Genomic DNA, 15,782 nt, shown 5'->3' on the forward strand with positions numbered 1-15,782 from the left:
ATGTTCGTAGCCCTGATCGCCCGCGACAAGCCCGGTGCGCTCGAGATCCGCAAGGCCAACCGCGACCGCCACCTCGCCTATATCGAGGAGACCGGGAAGGTCGTTCAGGCCGGTCCGCTGATCGTCGACGGAGACATGGCCGGGTCGCTCGTGATCCTCGAGGTCGCCGATCTCGCCGAGGCCGAGGACTGGGCCGCGAACGATCCCTACAAGCACGCGGGCCTCTTCGGCGATGTCGAGCTGATCGAGTGGAAGAAGGTGATCGGCTGATGCGCTATTGGCTGTTCAAGTCCGAACCCTCGACCTGGTCCTGGGACGATCAGGTCGCCAAGGGCGATGCGGGCGAGGAATGGGACGGCGTGCGCAACTACCAGGCGCGCAACTTCATGCGCGAGATGGCCAAGGGCGACCGGGGCTTCTTCTATCACAGCCAGAAGGACCGCGAGATCGTCGGCATCGTCGAGATCATCGCCGAGGCGCATCCCGACAGCACCACCGATGACGACCGTTGGGAGTGCGTCGACATCAAGGCGATCGAGCCCTTGCCCGCGCCGGTGAGCCTTGATGCGATCAAGGACGAGCCGCGTCTCAAGGAGATGGTGCTCGTCAACAATTCGCGCCTGTCGGTGCAGCCGGTCCGCGACGAGGAATGGGACTTCATCCTCGAGATGGCCAAGGGCTGATCCCGCGTCGCCCCCGCGATTGCCGAAAGGATCACGCGAGGGTCCCGGACCGCCCGGGCCGGAACCCTCGTCCTCACCCAGCGCTCCCACGCTGCGTCGGATATCCGGGACCGACCGTTCTGGTCTCTGTCGCGCGAGCCTAACAAGCACGCGGGCGTCGCGGCAAATGCCGAACGCCCGCAATTCTTCTCAGTCTGTCAACGTCCCGGTAACCGGGACGCGGTCAAAGCCTCAGCCGTAGACGCTGTCTTTGCCGAAATGCTTGACCAGCATGTAATAGAAGACCGCGCGGTACTTGTTCCGCTCGGACTTGCCGTAGGTCTCGATCACCGAGTCGATGGCCGCCATCAGGTCCGGGCTGTCGGGCAGGCCGAGCTTCTTTTGCAGGAAGTTCTCCTTGATCGTCTCGAGCTCGCTTTTCTGCGAGGCTGCGACGGTCGAGGCGTCGTCATTGTAGATCGCCGGTCCGCAGCCGATGGTCACCTTCGTCAGAAGGTCCATGTCCGGCTCCATGCCGCATTTGTTGCGCAGATCGTCTGCATATTTCGCGATCAACTCGTCTCTTTTTCCCACGGTCTTGGCTCCCTGTTCCGCCGAAAATACCTGAACCCGCGCCTCCCGCGGACCCGCGCAGGAGCGTATCGGCTGAAACCCCGTCGCGCCAAGCGAAATCCCCCGCGCGTTGGCGCGGGGGGTGTGTCGGGCGGGATCAGTTGTCCTTGGTCTCGGGGACGCTCTCGCCGCTCGAGGTCTGGTTGCCGGGCTCTTCCTCCTGCGGCGTGTCCGGGACGCTCTCGCTCAACTCCTCGGCCGACGGGTCGGACCCGTCCTCGGACTGCGCGCCCTCTTCGGCCGGGGCCTCTTCAGTCGCGGTTTGTCCGTCGGCGTTTTCCTCGGTCGCGGTCAGGCCGTCGGCGTTCTCGTCGGTCGTGGTCTGGCCGTCCGCGCTCTCCTCTGTCGTGGCCTCGCCGTCGGCACTCTCTTCGGTCGCGGACTGACCGTCGGAGCTTTCCTCAGACGCGCTCTGATCGTCCTCGCCCTGATCTGACGCGCCGTCGCTCGAAGCGCTCTCCTGCTCAGGTGCCTCCGTGCCACCCGACAGCGAGCTTGCGCTGTCGCTCAGACCGGCCGCAGGCGCGTCGGCGCGGCCTTGCGCGCTCTCGCCCCCGTCCTCGGAGCTGGCACGCTCGCCACCGCCACCACCATTGCCGGTCGTGTCGATATTCATGTGGCTGTTGCGGCCCATGTTCTGCGTCGGAAGAAGATCGCCCAAAGTGACCTCGCCGATCAGCGGGTCGATCGCGTCGTCGTCGATCTCGGGCAGCGCCGCCAGTTCGTCCTCGGTCATCGCCAGGATGAAGGACGCGCGGTCCTCGGACAGGGTCAGATCCGTGATCGGGATCACGACGTCGCTGTCGCCGAGGCCCAAGAGCCCGCCATGCGACAGGATCGCCTCGAAGCTCTCTCCGGCGGTCTGGATCGCCTCGATCTCGCCCAGCGTCTCGCCCTCGGGATTGACGACCGGCAGGCCGACCAGGTCCTTCACGCGCGACATCCTCAGGTCGGGCGACAGCTCCGGCGTGCCCGGCGGCACCGCCGAGACAAGCTGCGTGTCGGTCGATGCGTCGCTCTGGGCCCAGGCCGGGACGGCGATGGTGAGCGCGGCAGCGCTGAGGAGCAGGGTGCGTAACATGGCGGGTCTCCGATAGGGATCACGTTTGCGGCTCAACGCGCGAGACCGGGGGGATGGTTTCCGTCCGGGGCAAAAACATCCATGATCCGTGTGACATGAAAAAAGGCGCGCCGATGTGGCGCGCCTTCCAGCAACCTCAAGCAGACCAGATCAGTTGTTCTGGGTCTCGCTCTCGCTCTCGCTGCTGCTTTCGGTCTCCGAGCTGCCCGAGTCCGTTTCCGTGTCGGTGCCAGCGTCGGTTTCGGTCTCGGTGTCAGCCGAAGCTTCGGCGTCGGTCGAGCTCCCATCGGTCGAGGCTTCTGCATCGATCTCGGTGTTGGTCTCGGTCGTCGCTTCGGTGTCCGTGCCGCTCGTGTCCGTCTCAGCCGATGCGTCGGTCTCGGTGCTCGCTTCGGTCTCGGTCGACGTCTCGCTGTCGGCCGACTGCGTGTCCGAGTTGGTCGCGTCCATCTCGCCGGTCTCGCCATCGGTCGCTTCGGAGTCGGACGTCTCGCCCTCGGACGAGGTCATGTCCGACGCTTCGCCATCGGTCGCACCCATCTCGGTCTCGGACGAGGCTGCGGATTCGTCGCTGTCGCCGTTCTCACCGCTCCAGTAGTTGGACAGAGGGTCATCCGAGGGCAGGCTCTCGGCGCCGCTCTCGTCGAACTCGGGCTTCTCCTTGAGGGTCTCCTTGTCGGTGCCGAGGATCAGCACGCCGCGCTCGGAATCGTACTTAAACTCCGACACGGGGATGGCGACCGTGTATTCGCCGAGGCCGAGGAAGCCGCCGATGCCGATCACCAGGTCGACGCCGTCCGAGCTTTCGATCACGTAGTCGATCTCGCCGATGCCTTCGCCGTCGGGGGTCTCGACCTGCATGCCGAGGATGTCGCCGATGGTCAGGGCAACCAGCTCGGGCTGCGCGCCGTCCATCGCGGGCGAATTGTCCTGCGCGGGGGCTGCAGCGTTGTTCTGACCGTTGTCATTGGCGCTGCCCGCGTTCTGCTGGCCGGTCTCGCTGGCGTTGCCGCCGTTGGTCGAGCCCATCGAGCCCGCTTCGGACTTGTTCTCTTCAGACTTGTTCTCCGAGCCCATCGACCCGCTCTCGGCGCTGTCGCTCTCGCTCTCGGAGCCACCTTCGGCGCTCGCTTCGGCGCTTGCACCGTCACCCGAGGCCGTGGCTTCGGCACTGGCGTCGCCGCCCGCGTCGGTCGAGCCTTCGGACGAGGTCTGCGACTCTTCGGTCTGCTCTTCCATCGCAGCGTCGTTGCCGCTGGTGTGCTGCTCCGCGGTCGCGGCATTGGTCAGCAAAGCGGCGGTGGCCGCGCTCATCATAAGTTTCTTAAGCATGTCGTGTCCTCCTTCGGCACGCATCGCGCAGCCATGACAGCGGCGCTGGTATGGGCTTCCAACAAGGGAGGAGGGAAAAAGGTTGCAGCCGATCCGGCGGATGCCGCGCTGCAGCGGGCCAAGAAGCGCCGATGACGGCACGCCCGCAGGCGAGTTCCCGCCGAAAAGGCGGAAACTCGACACATCATTCGACGATTTGGGTCGTCAGTAGCGGTAATGCTCGGGCTTGAACGGGCCCTCGGGCGTGACGCCGATATAGGCGGCCTGGTCGGGCGCGAGCTTGGTGAGCTTCACGCCGATCCGGTCGAGATGCAGCGCGGCGACCTTCTCGTCGAGATGCTTGGGCAGGATATGCACGCCGATCGCGTAGTGATCCGCCTTGGTCCAGAGCTCGATCTGCGCCAGCACCTGGTTGGTGAAGGATGCCGACATCACGAAGGACGGATGCCCGGTGGCGTTGCCCAGGTTCAGAAGGCGGCCTTCGGACAGGAGGATGATGCGATTGCCGTTCGGCATCTCGATCATGTCCACCTGTTCCTTGATGTTGGTCCATTTGTGGTTCTTGAGCGCGGCGACCTGAATTTCGTTGTCGAAATGGCCGATATTGCCGACGATCGCCATGTCCTTCATCTCGCGCATGTGCTCGATGCGGATGACGTCCTTGTTGCCGGTGGTGGTGATGAAGATGTCGGCGCTCGCGACCACGTCCTCGAGAAGCACGACCTCGAACCCGTCCATCGCGGCCTGCAGCGCGCAGATCGGATCGACCTCGGTCACCTTCACGCGCGCGCCCGCGCCGCGCAGGGACGCCGCCGAGCCTTTGCCCACGTCGCCATAGCCGCACACAACCGCGACCTTGCCCGCCATCATCGTGTCGGTGGCGCGGCGGATGCCGTCGACCAGGCTTTCCTTGCAGCCATACTTGTTGTCGAATTTCGACTTGGTGACGCTGTCGTTCACGTTGATCGCCGGGAAGGGCAGGTGGCCTTCCTTGGTCAGCTGATACAGACGGTTCACGCCGGTGGTCGTTTCTTCCGACACGCCGCGGATCTGGTCGCGGATCTTGGTGAACCAGCCGGGGCTCGCCTCCATCCGCTTCTTGATCTGCGCCTTGATGACCGCCTCTTCCTCGGATTGCGGCACCGGGATGATGTCCTCGCCCGCCTCGGCGCGCGCGCCCAGCAGGACGTAGAGCGTCGCGTCGCCGCCATCGTCGAGGATCATGTTCGGACCGTCCTCGAAGAGGAACGACCGGTCGAGATAGTCCCAATGCTCCTCGAGCGTCTGCCCCTTGATCGCGAAGACGGGAACGCCCGCCTCGGCGATCGCCGCGGCGGCGTGATCCTGGGTCGAGAAGATGTTGCAGGACGCCCAGCGGACATCGGCCCCGAGCGCCACCAGCGTCTCGATCAGGACCGCGGTCTGGATCGTCATATGGAGCGAGCCCACGATCCGCGCACCCTTGAGCGGCTGCGCCTCGCCATATTCCTTGCGAAGCGCCATGAGGCCGGGCATCTCGGTCTCGGCGATGTCGAGTTCCTTGCGCCCATAGGCGGCAAGGGCGATGTCTTTCACGATGTAGTCTTGCGTCATGTCCGGCCCTCCGGTCGGTGAATTCGAGCTTGGCAAGGCTGGTAGCATTCGGTCGCGCCCGCGGCAACGCGCGTTGCGCCGCGCTCGCGCGCATGTCACTCAGGGGCCATCACAGCCTTCACGGACGGCACCCATGGCCAGACAACCCCGCGCCTGGCAGCGCATGCTCTCGGGCCGCAGGCTCGACCTTCTCGACCCGACGCCGATGGATATCGAGATCGAGGACATCGCCCACGGCCTCGCCTTCGTCGCGCGCTGGAATGGCCAGACGCGCGGGGATCACGCCTATTCGGTGGCCGAGCATTCGCTTCTGGTCGAGGAGATCTTCGGCCGTCTCTGCCCCAAGGCCAGCCCGCGCGAGCGGCTGACGGCACTTCTGCACGATGCGCCGGAATACGTGATTGGCGACATGATCTCGCCGGTGAAGGCCGCGGTCGGTCCCGATTACGAGGAGCTCGACAAGCGGCTCTCGGCGGCGATCCATATCCGCTTCGGACTGCAAGCGCAGACGCCCGTGACGCTGAAGAAGCAGATCAAGAAGGCAGACAAGGTCTCGGCCTGGATGGAGGCGGTCGAGATCGCGGGCTTTTCGGTGACCGAGGCCAACCGCTTCTTCGGCGCACCTGACCCGAAACTGCGCGAGGGCCTGTCGATCCGCCTCAGACCCGCCGCGGAGACCCGCGCCGAGTTCACCGCGCGGCATGCGGCGCTGCTGGCGGAGATCGGGTAGGGTCTACTCCGACCGCTTGCGGGCATCCTCGCGGTCATAGCGCCAGACGAGGTACCGACCATAAGCCGCCAGAACGACGCCGATCCCCAAGCCGGTGAGAAGAACCTGCGTCTCAGGCGACATCGGTGTTTTCCTCTCTCAACATGCCGAGAATATAATGACCGAGCGCGTGCAGGGCAAATCCGCCCGCCACGTATCGCCAGGCCGGACTATCGCCATCGGTGAGCGGTCGTATCAGCGAGAAACCGATAAACCCGAGCGCAAGCCCGTTGCAAAGACCGGCAAGATATTTGAGCCGCTCGTTGACGACCTCTGCCAGCACAGGCTGGCCTCCTGTTCTCAGTAAGAGAACGGCATTGCGCCAAATGGTTTACAGGCCCCTACCAAGCGCGAGACGACCGCGTCACAACACATACCGGCTCAAATCCGTCGACCGGCTCAGGTCGCCCAGGTGGGTCTCGACGAAATCGGCGTCGACGGTGATCGTCTCGCCCGACTTGTCCGGCGCGGTGAAGGACAGCTCCTCGAAGACCCGCTCCATCACCGTGTAGAGCCGCCGCGCGCCGATATTTTCGACGCTGGTGTTCACCTCGGCGGCGATGCGCGCGAGCGCGGCGATGCCGTTCTCGGTGAAGGTGACCGTCACTTCCTCGGTCGCCATGAGCGCGGTGTATTGCCGGGTCAGCGCGTTGTCGGTCTCGGTCAGGATGCGGACGAAATCCCCTTCGGTCAGCGGACGCAGGTTTACCCGGATCGGCAGGCGGCCCTGCAGCTCGGGCAAGAGGTCCGAGGGCTTGGCGATGTGGAACGCGCCCGAGGCGATGAAGAGGATATGGTCGGTCTTCACCGGCCCGTGCTTGGTCGAGACCGTCGTGCCCTCGATCAGCGGCAAGAGATCGCGCTGTACGCCCTCGCGGCTCACATCGCCGCCGCGCGCGTCGGTGCGGGCGCAGACCTTGTCGATCTCGTCGAGGAACACGATGCCGTTCTGCTCGACCGCCGACAGCGCCGCCTGCTTGACCTGCTCGTCGTCCAGAAGCTTGTCCGCCTCTTCGCCGATCAGGATCTCGTAGCTGTCGCGCACGCTCATCCGCTTGCGCACGGTGCGCCCGCCGAAGGCCTTGCCGAAGATGTCGCCGAGGTTCATGCCGCCCATCCCCATTCCGGGCTGGCCGGGGATCTCCATGGCGGGGAAGGGGCTCGCGGTCTCGGCGATGTCGAGCTCGATCATCGTGTCGTCGAGCTCGCCGCGCTTGAGCTTCTCTCGGAAGCGCTCGCGCGTGCCCTCGCGGGCGTCCTCACCGGCGATGGCGGCGATCACGCGATCCTCGGCGGCTTGGTGCGCCGCCGCCTTCACGTCATCGCGCATGTGCTCGCGGGTCATCGCGATCGAGGCATCCACGAGGTCACGCACGATCTGCTCCACGTCGCGGCCGACATAGCCGACCTCGGTGAACTTGGTCGCCTCGACCTTGATGAAGGGCGCGCGGGCGAGCTTGGCCAGCCGCCGTGAGATCTCGGTCTTGCCGACGCCGGTCGGCCCGATCATCAGGATGTTCTTGGGATACACCTCGTCGCGCAGATCGTCGGCAAGCTGCTTGCGCCGCCAGCGATTGCGCAGCGCCACGGCCACGGCGCGCTTGGCGTCCTTCTGGCCGATGATGAAGCGGTCGAGCTCCGAGACGATCTCTCGCGGGGTCAGGTCGGTCATGTCGTGCCTTTGTGCTTTGTCGGGATCGAGTTGGGGGCGCGGAGGCAGGAATTCAAACCCGCTTGAGCGGAACCGCAGTCGAGGGCGGCAGTTTCTCGAGCGGCAGCCAGCCCGGCAGCATCGCCAGGAGAAGCGCCCGGATGCGGTCCCAGAACGCGCCCAGAAGCAGGAGCCCGAGCCCCAGGAGAAACACCGTCACGGCCGCGCCATCCGCCTCGAACAAGGTGCCCGAAAGCACCACGGTGTAGCCGATCGCCGCGATCAGGAACGAGCGCCGGTCGATGATGATGGCAATCGCCGCCAGAACCACCAGCATCGCGGCGAGGAGCGGATGGTTCTGCCGCTCGAGAAGCGTCAGCGCCAGCGTGTTGACGAGCGCGGGCGCGGCCACGAGATGCAGCCAGAAGCCGTTCGCCGCCCGCCGCGTCACCCGGTGCGGGTCGGACATGTCGAAGGCCATCGCCACCGCGAAGACCAAGGCTCCGAGCGCCAGCGTGATCCAGGCAAAGGGCCCGTCCGCCGACAGCAGGAACACCTCGCGCAGCGTCGTGGGCGAGCCCGAGGACGAGGCCGCGAGCAGCATCGCGGTCACGAAGAGGCCGACCGCGATCATCGCCGTCGCGAAGGGCACGCGGAAGCGCCACCAGAAGAGCGCCACCGCCGCGGTGGTGACCCCGAGCGGCACCGTCAGCGAGCTGTATTCCTTCATCGCCAGCTCGAAGATGTTCGCGAAGGCCACCGCCAGTCCCGGCAGCGCGTTCCCGGCCCAGAGCACCGAGAGCATGATCGCCGGGGCCACCATCCGGCGGCGGCGGATGAAATATTCCGACAGCAGCCAGACGAGCGCCGCGCCGATCATCGACCAGAAGATCACCGAGTTGCGCGGGTCGGAGCTCATCAGCGTGACCGACACGCCCGCCAGACCGATCCAGCCGGTCGCGAGGACGATGAGGCCGACGACGATGAAGATCTCGTTGAAGCCCCGGAAGAGCTCGAAGGGCTCGTCGCCCTCGGCGAGGTTCTCGCGCGCGCCGCGGCGTCTGTGTGCCAGGGCGCCGAGCGTCGCGGCCTGCGCCTCGGTGATCATGCCCGCCTGGACGGCGGCGCGCAGGTCGTCCTCGTCGATCATCCGCCGATGGTCTCGACGGTCAGGTTGCCGTTGGTGAAGACGCAGATATCGGCGGCGATAGCCATCGCATCGCGCGCCACGCTCTCGGCATCCTTGTCGCTGTCCATCATCGCCCGGGCGGCGGCGAGCGCGTAATTGCCGCCCGATCCGATGGCAGCCACGTCATGCTCGGGCTCCAGCACGTCGCCCGCGCCGGTGATCACGTAAAGCTCCGCCCCGTCGGTCACGATCAGCATCGCCTCGAGCTTCTGGAGGTACTTGTCCGTGCGCCAGTCCTTGGCCAGTTCCACCGCGGCGCGCTGAAGCTGACCGGGCGTCGCCTCGAGCTTGGCCTCGAGCCGCTCCAGAAGCGTGAACGCATCCGCCGTCGATCCGGCAAATCCCGCGACCACGTCGTAACCGCCGGGGGAGAGCCGCCGCACCTTGCGGGCCGAGCCCTTGATGACCGTGTTGCCAAGGCTCACCTGCCCGTCGCCCGCGATCACCACCCGGCCGCCCTTCTTGACGCCGATGATCGTGGTGCCGTGCCATCCCGGAAAGTCGTTCTCGGCCATGTGGATCTCCAATCTCTTGTCCGGCTCGATATGAGGGCTGGACAGCAGCGGCGCAACCCGCTGGAAAGACGGGCATGGAGGATCTGGACCGCGATGCACGGGCACTCTGGCCCGATCTGGCCCGCGAGGCCGGGCTCGATCCGTCGGGCTGGACCGCGTCGCGCCTGGCCCTCCGGCAGGATGCGCGCGTGGCGCGGGTGCTCCTTCGGATGTCGCGCGATGGCGCGGATCTCGTGCTGAAATACGAGGCGCGCCCCGAGCGGCCCGAGGCGTTCCTGGCGCAGATGGCGCGCCATTCCGAGATCGCCGCGCGGTTTCCTTCGGGCGCCCACATGACCGTGCCGCCGCTCCTGGCGATCCATCCCGAGCGTCAGGCCTGCCTCATGGGTTTCGTCGCGGGCACGCATCTGTCTCGCCTGACCGAAGAGGCGCCCGCAAGCGACCACCCGGCGCTTCTGAGGCGTGCAGGGGCCTGGATCGCCGCCTTCCACCAGAGCGGCTTCGGCGAGCGCCGTCCGTTCCGGCCGAAATTCCAGCTCGACTATCTCGACCGCATCCTCGCCGAGATGGACGCAGGGACCCGTCGGGTCGCGCAGGACAGCCGCTTCCGCGCCGCCGCCGCCCGCTACCGCGCGCTCGCGCCGGGTTTCGCCGGACGCCAGAGCGTCACCGCCGCGCTGCATGGCGATCTGCACATGCGCAACATCGTGATCGGACCGCAGACCGCCGGTCTCGACTTCGCCGAGGCGGGATCAGCGCCGGTCGGCCACGACCTCGCGCGCCTGCTCGTCGATTACGCCACGCTCCGCGCCGACCCCAAAACCATCGCTCCGGGCGATGTTCTGCCTGCCGCTGCCCGCGACGGCTTCTTCGCGGGCTACGATCTTGTCGGTCCCGACGATCCCTCGGTCGGGCTGTTGCTGCGCCACCGGATCCTCGCCGACTGGTGGGGCCTGCCCGCGACCGAGGCCGAGCGCAGCCCCGCCCAGGATCGCCGCCTGCGCCGCCTCATGGCGCTGGCCGAGCGCAGCTTTGCCGACCCCACATGAAAAGACCCCGCCGCGGCTGCGACGGGGTCCCTAAAACCTCTCGGGCAGAGATCAGATCGAGTCGTCGATCCAGCCCTTCAGCGCGGCCTTCGGCGCCGCGCCCGCGCGGTTCGACACGACCTGCCCATCCTTGAAGATGAAGAGCGCCGGAATGCCGCGCACGCCCATGGCGGCGGCGGTGTTCGGGTTCTGGTCGACATCGACCTTGGCGACCTTGATCTTGTCGCCATACTCGTCGGACAGCTCTTCCAGAGCCGGGCCGATCTGCTTGCAGGGGCCGCACCATTCGGCCCAGAAATCCACGACCACGGGAACGTCGGAATTCTTTACTTCCTGATCGAACGTGGCATCGGTGACAGCGACAGTGCCCATATCAGTTCTCCTGAAAATGCAGTGAATCGGTCGCGAGGCATATGCCCCGTGTTGGCCCAGAACGTAAGAATGGGGCAGGGTAGCGTCAAGATGTTGCGGCCTGCGCCAGCGCGGCATCAAGAAGCGCGTCGGGAACCGTGTCGAGACGGCCCGCCGCGGTCCAGAGAAGCGCCGTCTCCACGCGCCGGTCGGGATAGAGCGCGCGCAGCATCTCGCGATAGGCCGCCATCTGTCGCAAAAGCCCGTCGGGCGTGTCCTCGGGGCCCTTGGGCAGGGTGCGGTTCGACTTGAAATCCACCGCGAGCACCCGCTCCGGGGTCAGCACCAGCCGGTCGATGATCCCCGAGAGCCGCCCGAGCCCCGCGACCTCTCCGGTGATCCCGACCTCGGCCAGCGCGCCGGGATCGAAGAGCCGCGCGAGCGCCGGGGCCTCGAGCAGCGCCGTCACCTCGTCATGCAGCGCCGCCCGCTCGGCCTCGGCCACGCCGCGCGCTGAAAGCACCGCGTCCGACGCCGCTTTCCGGTCGTCCGCGTCGAAGAGCGGCAGCGTCTCGAGAAGCAGGTGCAGGAGCGTGCCGCGCTCCAGCGCCGTCTCCGTGTCGTCGCCCGCCGCCCCTGGCAGCGCCTTGGCTCCGCCCAGGTCCGACGGGCTGCGCAGCACTTCCGCGAAGGGCAGCGGCGGCAAGGGCGCAAGCTCCGGCGGATCGGCGAGCGCCTCGTCGCCCGCCTCGGGCGCGTCCTCCGCCGTCCCCACGGACGCGAAATCCGCACCGAGGACCAGACCCTCGCCCACCGCCACGCCATCGCTCGTCACTGGAAGCGGCGCCGCGCCCTCGGCCTCCATCGCGACGCGGATGCGGTCGTGCCAGGCCGCGCCATCCTTGCCGAGCTGCCCCGCCGCCGCCACGACCAGCCAGGTCTCGGCCCGCGTCATCGCGACATAGAGCAGCCGGTCGCGTTCGCGCAGCTGCGCGGCCTTCATCTCGTCCTCGATTGCCGCCTGTGCCGCGGGCTTGGCATCGCCCCGTGCCTTCCAGAGCGCCGCGCCGGGGCCCGGCAGCACCTGCGCCCGAAGCGTGTTCTGCCGCATCGCGCAATCGGGCATGATCACCACCGGCGCTTCGAGACCCTTCGCGCCATGCGCCGTCATGATCCGGATGCGCCCGCCCGCGGCCTCGGCGCTGCGCTTGATCTCCAGATCGTCGCTCTGCATCCATTGGAGAAACCCGGTCAGCGAGGGCACGTTGCCCTCCTCATAGGCCAGCGCCTGTCCCAGAAGCGCGTCGATCCCGTCCTCGGCCTCCTCGCCCAGCCGCCCGATCAGGCGCCGCCGCCCGTCATGGCGCGTCAGGATGCGCTCGATCAGGTCGTAGGGGCGCAGGTAATCGGCCACGCCGCGCAGATCGTCGAGGATCGCGAGAACGCCCGGATACACGTCCCGTGCCTGCCGCAGCGCCTCCCAGAGACCGCCCTTGCGCGGCTGCGCGAGACTGTAGAGCGCCTGTTCGTCGAGCCCCAGAAGCGGCGAGCGCAGCGCGCAGGCCAGCGCGTAATCGTCGTCCTGGGTGGCCAGAAACGACAGGAGCGCCTGGATGTCGCGCACCGCCAGCTCGGCCATGACCTTGAGCCGGTCGGCTCCGGCCATCGGCAGCCCGCGCGCCTTGCAGGCCCTGAGGATCGCCCCGAAAAGCGGCCCGCGCCGCTGCACGAGGATCAGAACGTCGCCGGGCGACATCCGCCGCCAGCGGATCGAGCCGTCCCGCTCGGCCTCGGGCAGGGGCGTTTCCGCCGCGAGACGCTCGTCGATCCAGGCGGCGATGCGGCGGGCGAGCACCACGGTCTCGTGGCTTTCGCCCAGCCGGTCGACCGGATCGTACCACTCGGCCTCTTCCGGCGTCTCGGGCGCCTCGACCACGGGCCAGAGCTCGACCCGGCCCGGCAGCCCGGACTTGAACGCCACATGCCGCTCCTCGGGCGAAAAGCCCGAGTCCTCGGCGCCCTCGAAGGTGCGGTCGACCAGCGACAGGATCGTCGCCGCCGAGCGGAAGGAATGCTGGAGATTGCGCTCGGCCAGGGGCCGGTCGGTCCGTGCCAGCCGGTCGCGGAACTCGGCCCGCATCCGGTCGAACTCGCGCGGATCGGCGCCCTGGAACGAGTAGATCGACTGCTTCTTGTCGCCGACCACGAAGATCGTCCGCGTCACCTCGCGCGCGCCCGCACCGGCGGTGAACTCCTGCGCCAGCCGCTCGATCACCTGCCATTGCACCGGCGAGGTGTCCTGCGCCTCGTCCACCAGGATGTGGTCGATGCCGCCATCGAGCCGGTAGAGCACCCATTCCGCCACCGCCCGCTCGGACAGAAGCGCGCGCGCCTTCTCGATCAGGTCGTCGAAATCGAGAAACCCGCGCAGGAGTTTGGCGCGGTCATAGGCGGGCAGGAACGCGGCCGCGAACCGGTGCAGCGCCAAGTCGCGGGCAAGCGCGTCCTGCGCGGCCAGTTCCGCGACCGCGTCCTCGACCCGGGAGGCGAGCGCATCATAGGCCTCGAAGAGATCGGGATGGTCCTTGCGCAGCCCGGCTTTGGGGAAGCGCGCGCGCGGCGTGCCCTTGGCCGTCAGACAGACCGAGGCCAGCCGGTCGAAATCCGTCCGGCTGCGCCCGGTGATGCCCAGGAGCGGCGCGCCATATTTGGTGTCATTGCCGCCCGAGCTCGCAAGCACCGGACCCAGATCGGCGATCAGCCGGTCCGCCCCGGGGCTGAACACATCCGCCAGCACGCTGTCGGCATCGCGCCCGGGATCGAGATCGTAGACCGCGGCCAGATCGGCACGGCTGCGCGGAGGCTCGAAGCCCGCGCGATGTCCCAGGATGCCCTGCAGAAGATCGTCGAGCGAATCGTCGGCACCGGTGAACTCCGCCGCCAGGTCGGCGACCAGCGCGGCCTCGGGACCCTCGGCCATCCGCTCGACGATCTCGGCGCGCAGAAGCTCCGCCGTGCGGTCGTCCATCTCGCGAAATTGCGGGCTGACCCCGGCCTCGAGCGGGAAACGACGCAAAAGCGCCGCGCAGAACGAGTGGATTGTCTGGATGCGCAGCCCGCCCGGCGCCTCGATCGCGCGGGCAAAGAGCGTCCGCGCTTTCTGCAGGAACACCGTATCGCCGGTCTCGGCCCCGAGCGCCGCAAGCTCCCGCGTCAGCTCGGCGTCGTCTAGCATCGCCCATTCCCCGAGCCGCAGGAACAGCCGGTTCTGCATCTCGCTCGCGGCGGCCTTGGTATAGGTGAGGCAGAGGATGTTCTCGGGCGCCGTCCCTCCCAGAAGAAGCCGCGCCACCCGGTCGGTCAACACGCGGGTCTTGCCCGACCCGGCATTGGCGGCGAGCCAGGTCGAGGCCCCGGGATCGGCGGCATCGACCTGCCGCTGGGTGGCCAGATCGCGGCTCATCTCAACACCTGCTTTTCCGGCGCGTCCGACAGCTCCCATTCGCCCAGCCGGGCGAGCTGGTCATAATCGCCGCTCATCCGGTCCTCGCGCATCGCGCGGCGCGCAGTGAAGCCCTGCCCGGGGTCGAAATACCGCCGCATCAGCTCTTCGAACTCGGCCCAGATCTCTGCAGGCGTCAGCCGGGGCTTCTCGGGATCAAAGGGCTCGGCGGGATCGGTCCTGAGCGGCGCCTCGACCTCGCCGCCCTCGGCGCCAAGGCCGATATAAGCCGCGCGGCGCACCGACATCGGACCGAGATCGTCGAAGCCCCCGCGCTCGGCCAGGGCCGCTTCGAGGAGAAGCTGCTTGTCGAAATGCCGCTGCTCCTTCGGCGTCGGAGGGCGGCCGGTCTTGTAGTCGTAGATCAGCGCGTTGCCGCCGTCGTCGATGTCGATCCGGTCGGCCTTGCAGGTCAGCGTGAAGGCGGGATCGGCCATCTCGCCGCGCCCCTTGCGCTCGAACACGCCCGGGCGCGCCACCGCCTGCCGCTCGCGTTCCTCGGCGCAGAAGCTCTCGGCCACCCGCGCGACCCGCGCCGCCCAGAGATGGCGCACCAGCGGAAAGGGCAGGGCGTCGAGCTGCCGGGCGATCTCGGCGCGCATTTCGGCCGGGGTCAGCGCATCGGGATCGTGAAGGCTGCGCCCGACAAAGGCCTCCATCGCGTCGTGCAGCGCCGTGCCGCGCATCAGCGCATCGGGTTCGGGCTGCAGCGGATCGAGCGGGCGGAGGCGCAGCACATGGCGCGCATAGATCGCGTACGGGTCGCGGATCAGCGTCCGGATCTCGGTGACCGAAAGCTTGCGCGGGCGCACCTCCACGGGTGGCACCGGCGCAGGGCGCGGCGCCCGCGCGACCGGCTCGGCCCGCTCCAACGCGCGCGCCGCCGAAAGCCAGCCCTGACCGCGCGCGCGCATCGCCGCGAGCGCCTCGGGACCCTGCCGTCCGGGCAGGCCGGACATCAGGTTGGTGATCCGGTTCAGCCAGCGGGCGGGCACCGTCTCGGCCTCATCCGAGCGCGCGGCGCGGGTGAACCAGACCTCGCGCGCGGCGGCGGCCTGCTGGAAATCATGCGCCGAAAGCCCGATCCGCCGCTCCGGCAGCAAGAGCCCCAGCTCCGCCCGCATCGCGCGATTGAGCCAGGGATCGGCGGCGGGAACCTCGGGCCAGGAGCCTTCGTTGAGCCCGCCGAGGATCAACAGATCCGCGCCCATCACCCGCGCCTCGATCGTGCCCCAGATCAGCACCTGCGGATGCGCCTCGTCCGGGCGGCGCACCGGTTCGGCCCGCGACAGCACCGCCTCGAAGAGATCGGCATAGCCCCGCGCGTCGAGATCGGTGCCATGTTCGGCCTCGGCGGCCAGCGCCTCCATCACCTTGAGCGCGCCGCGCCCCTCCGCCCGGTCCCAGAGCGCCTCGGCGCCGCCCGCGGGCCCCGCCACCAGCGCCTCGGTCCGC

15 protein-coding genes are annotated in these 15,782 nt (G+C 67.9%); 4 read left to right on the forward strand and 11 right to left on the reverse strand.

The annotated features are described in order from the left end of the window. A complete protein-coding gene (locus tag ACFQ4E_RS09325) occupies positions 1 to 270 on the forward strand; it encodes a YciI family protein (protein ID WP_386802851.1) in 270 nt (89 codons plus the stop codon). Continuing rightward, positions 270 to 683, forward strand: a complete 414-nt coding sequence (locus ACFQ4E_RS09330; RefSeq protein ID WP_386802852.1) for an EVE domain-containing protein — start codon at positions 270 to 272, stop codon at positions 681 to 683. Before ACFQ4E_RS09325 ends, ACFQ4E_RS09330 begins: the two co-directional genes overlap by 1 nt. Positions 684 to 914: 231 nt before the next feature. On the opposite strand, the gene ACFQ4E_RS09335 is transcribed toward ACFQ4E_RS09330, so the two are convergent. From ACFQ4E_RS09335 to ahcY, 4 genes are all read right to left on the reverse strand, one after another. Beyond that, positions 915 to 1,256 (reverse strand): DUF2853 family protein, encoded by a 342-nt coding sequence (locus ACFQ4E_RS09335; RefSeq protein WP_386802854.1) that lies wholly within the window; start codon positions 1,254 to 1,256, stop codon positions 915 to 917. A 136-nt stretch (positions 1,257 to 1,392) separates the two neighbouring features. After that, the gene (locus ACFQ4E_RS09340; protein WP_386802856.1) at positions 1,393 to 2,376 is read right to left on the reverse strand and encodes a PRC-barrel domain-containing protein; all 984 of its coding nucleotides are present in this window, start codon (positions 2,374 to 2,376) and stop codon (positions 1,393 to 1,395) included. Between the two features lie 150 nt (positions 2,377 to 2,526). Continuing rightward, positions 2,527 to 3,708, reverse strand: a complete 1,182-nt coding sequence (locus ACFQ4E_RS09345) for a hypothetical protein (protein ID WP_386802858.1) — start codon at positions 3,706 to 3,708, stop codon at positions 2,527 to 2,529. A gap of 204 nt (positions 3,709 to 3,912) precedes the next feature. Beyond that, complete coding sequence (ahcY, locus tag ACFQ4E_RS09350) at positions 3,913 to 5,301, reverse strand: adenosylhomocysteinase (protein WP_386802860.1); 1,389 nt, start codon at positions 5,299 to 5,301, stop codon at positions 3,913 to 3,915. Between the two features lie 133 nt (positions 5,302 to 5,434). Here ahcY and ACFQ4E_RS09355 point away from each other — a divergent pair, with 133 nt between their 5' ends. Beyond that, complete coding sequence (locus ACFQ4E_RS09355) at positions 5,435 to 6,031, forward strand: hypothetical protein (RefSeq protein ID WP_386802862.1); 597 nt, start codon at positions 5,435 to 5,437, stop codon at positions 6,029 to 6,031. 112 nt (positions 6,032 to 6,143) lie between these two features. Here ACFQ4E_RS09355 and ACFQ4E_RS09360 read toward each other — a convergent pair whose 3' ends face one another. From ACFQ4E_RS09360 to hslV, 4 genes are all read right to left on the reverse strand, one after another. Beyond that, positions 6,144 to 6,353: a hypothetical protein gene (locus tag ACFQ4E_RS09360; protein ID WP_386802863.1), complete on the reverse strand. Its 210-nt coding sequence runs from the start codon at positions 6,351 to 6,353 to the stop codon at positions 6,144 to 6,146. Between the two features lie 81 nt (positions 6,354 to 6,434). Next, positions 6,435 to 7,742 (reverse strand): ATP-dependent protease ATPase subunit HslU, encoded by a 1,308-nt coding sequence (hslU, locus tag ACFQ4E_RS09365; RefSeq protein ID WP_386802865.1) that lies wholly within the window; start codon positions 7,740 to 7,742, stop codon positions 6,435 to 6,437. Between the two features lie 52 nt (positions 7,743 to 7,794). Continuing rightward, entirely contained in the window at positions 7,795 to 8,871 is a 1,077-nt protein-coding gene (locus ACFQ4E_RS09370; RefSeq protein WP_386802866.1) for a hypothetical protein, read from the reverse strand. Beyond that, positions 8,868 to 9,425 (reverse strand): ATP-dependent protease subunit HslV, encoded by a 558-nt coding sequence (gene hslV, locus ACFQ4E_RS09375; protein WP_386802868.1) that lies wholly within the window; start codon positions 9,423 to 9,425, stop codon positions 8,868 to 8,870. The genes ACFQ4E_RS09370 and hslV overlap by 4 nt, the downstream gene beginning before the upstream one ends. A 74-nt stretch (positions 9,426 to 9,499) precedes the next feature. On the opposite strand from hslV, the gene ACFQ4E_RS09380 reads away from it, so the two are divergent. Further along, entirely contained in the window at positions 9,500 to 10,474 is a 975-nt protein-coding gene (locus ACFQ4E_RS09380; RefSeq protein ID WP_386802870.1) for a phosphotransferase, read from the forward strand. A 51-nt stretch (positions 10,475 to 10,525) separates the two neighbouring features. Here the strand turns inward: ACFQ4E_RS09380 and trxA are convergent, their stop codons facing one another. The 3 genes from trxA to addB all read right to left on the reverse strand — a co-directional run. Further along, complete coding sequence (trxA, locus tag ACFQ4E_RS09385; protein WP_386802872.1) at positions 10,526 to 10,846, reverse strand: thioredoxin; 321 nt, start codon at positions 10,844 to 10,846, stop codon at positions 10,526 to 10,528. A gap of 85 nt (positions 10,847 to 10,931) precedes the next feature. Then, positions 10,932 to 14,288: a double-strand break repair helicase AddA gene (gene addA, locus ACFQ4E_RS09390; protein ID WP_386802874.1), complete on the reverse strand. Its 3,357-nt coding sequence runs from the start codon at positions 14,286 to 14,288 to the stop codon at positions 10,932 to 10,934. Beyond that, a partial coding sequence (addB, locus tag ACFQ4E_RS09395; RefSeq protein ID WP_386802876.1) for a double-strand break repair protein AddB occupies positions 14,285 to 15,782 on the reverse strand: 1,498 nt, incomplete at its 5' end. The genes addA and addB, both read right to left, overlap by 4 nt.

Source organism: Litorisediminicola beolgyonensis (assembly GCF_042679605.1).
Lineage (GTDB): Bacteria > Pseudomonadota > Alphaproteobacteria > Rhodobacterales > Rhodobacteraceae > Litorisediminicola > Litorisediminicola beolgyonensis.

What these genes read in the sequence shown, in the direction of transcription:
- ACFQ4E_RS09340 (WP_386802856.1), bottom strand. Translation starts at nt 2,376, where the DNA reads ATGTTACGCACCCTGCTCCTCAGCGCTGCCGCGCTCACCATCGCCGTC.
- ahcY (WP_386802860.1), bottom strand. Translation starts at nt 5,301, where the DNA reads ATGACGCAAGACTACATCGTGAAAGACATCGCCCTTGCCGCCTATGGG.
- addA (WP_386802874.1), bottom strand. Translation starts at nt 14,288, where the DNA reads ATGAGCCGCGATCTGGCCACCCAGCGGCAGGTCGATGCCGCCGATCCC.
- hslU (WP_386802865.1), bottom strand. Translation starts at nt 7,742, where the DNA reads ATGACCGACCTGACCCCGCGAGAGATCGTCTCGGAGCTCGACCGCTTC.
- ACFQ4E_RS09370 (WP_386802866.1), bottom strand. Translation starts at nt 8,871, where the DNA reads ATGATCGACGAGGACGACCTGCGCGCCGCCGTCCAGGCGGGCATGATC.
- ACFQ4E_RS09345 (WP_386802858.1), bottom strand. Translation starts at nt 3,708, where the DNA reads ATGCTTAAGAAACTTATGATGAGCGCGGCCACCGCCGCTTTGCTGACC.
- trxA (WP_386802872.1), bottom strand. Translation starts at nt 10,846, where the DNA reads ATGGGCACTGTCGCTGTCACCGATGCCACGTTCGATCAGGAAGTAAAG.
- ACFQ4E_RS09330 (WP_386802852.1), top strand. Translation starts at nt 270, where the DNA reads ATGCGCTATTGGCTGTTCAAGTCCGAACCCTCGACCTGGTCCTGGGAC.
- ACFQ4E_RS09325 (WP_386802851.1), top strand. Translation starts at nt 1, where the DNA reads ATGTTCGTAGCCCTGATCGCCCGCGACAAGCCCGGTGCGCTCGAGATC.
- hslV (WP_386802868.1), bottom strand. Translation starts at nt 9,425, where the DNA reads ATGGCCGAGAACGACTTTCCGGGATGGCACGGCACCACGATCATCGGC.
- ACFQ4E_RS09355 (WP_386802862.1), top strand. Translation starts at nt 5,435, where the DNA reads ATGGCCAGACAACCCCGCGCCTGGCAGCGCATGCTCTCGGGCCGCAGG.
- ACFQ4E_RS09380 (WP_386802870.1), top strand. Translation starts at nt 9,500, where the DNA reads ATGGAGGATCTGGACCGCGATGCACGGGCACTCTGGCCCGATCTGGCC.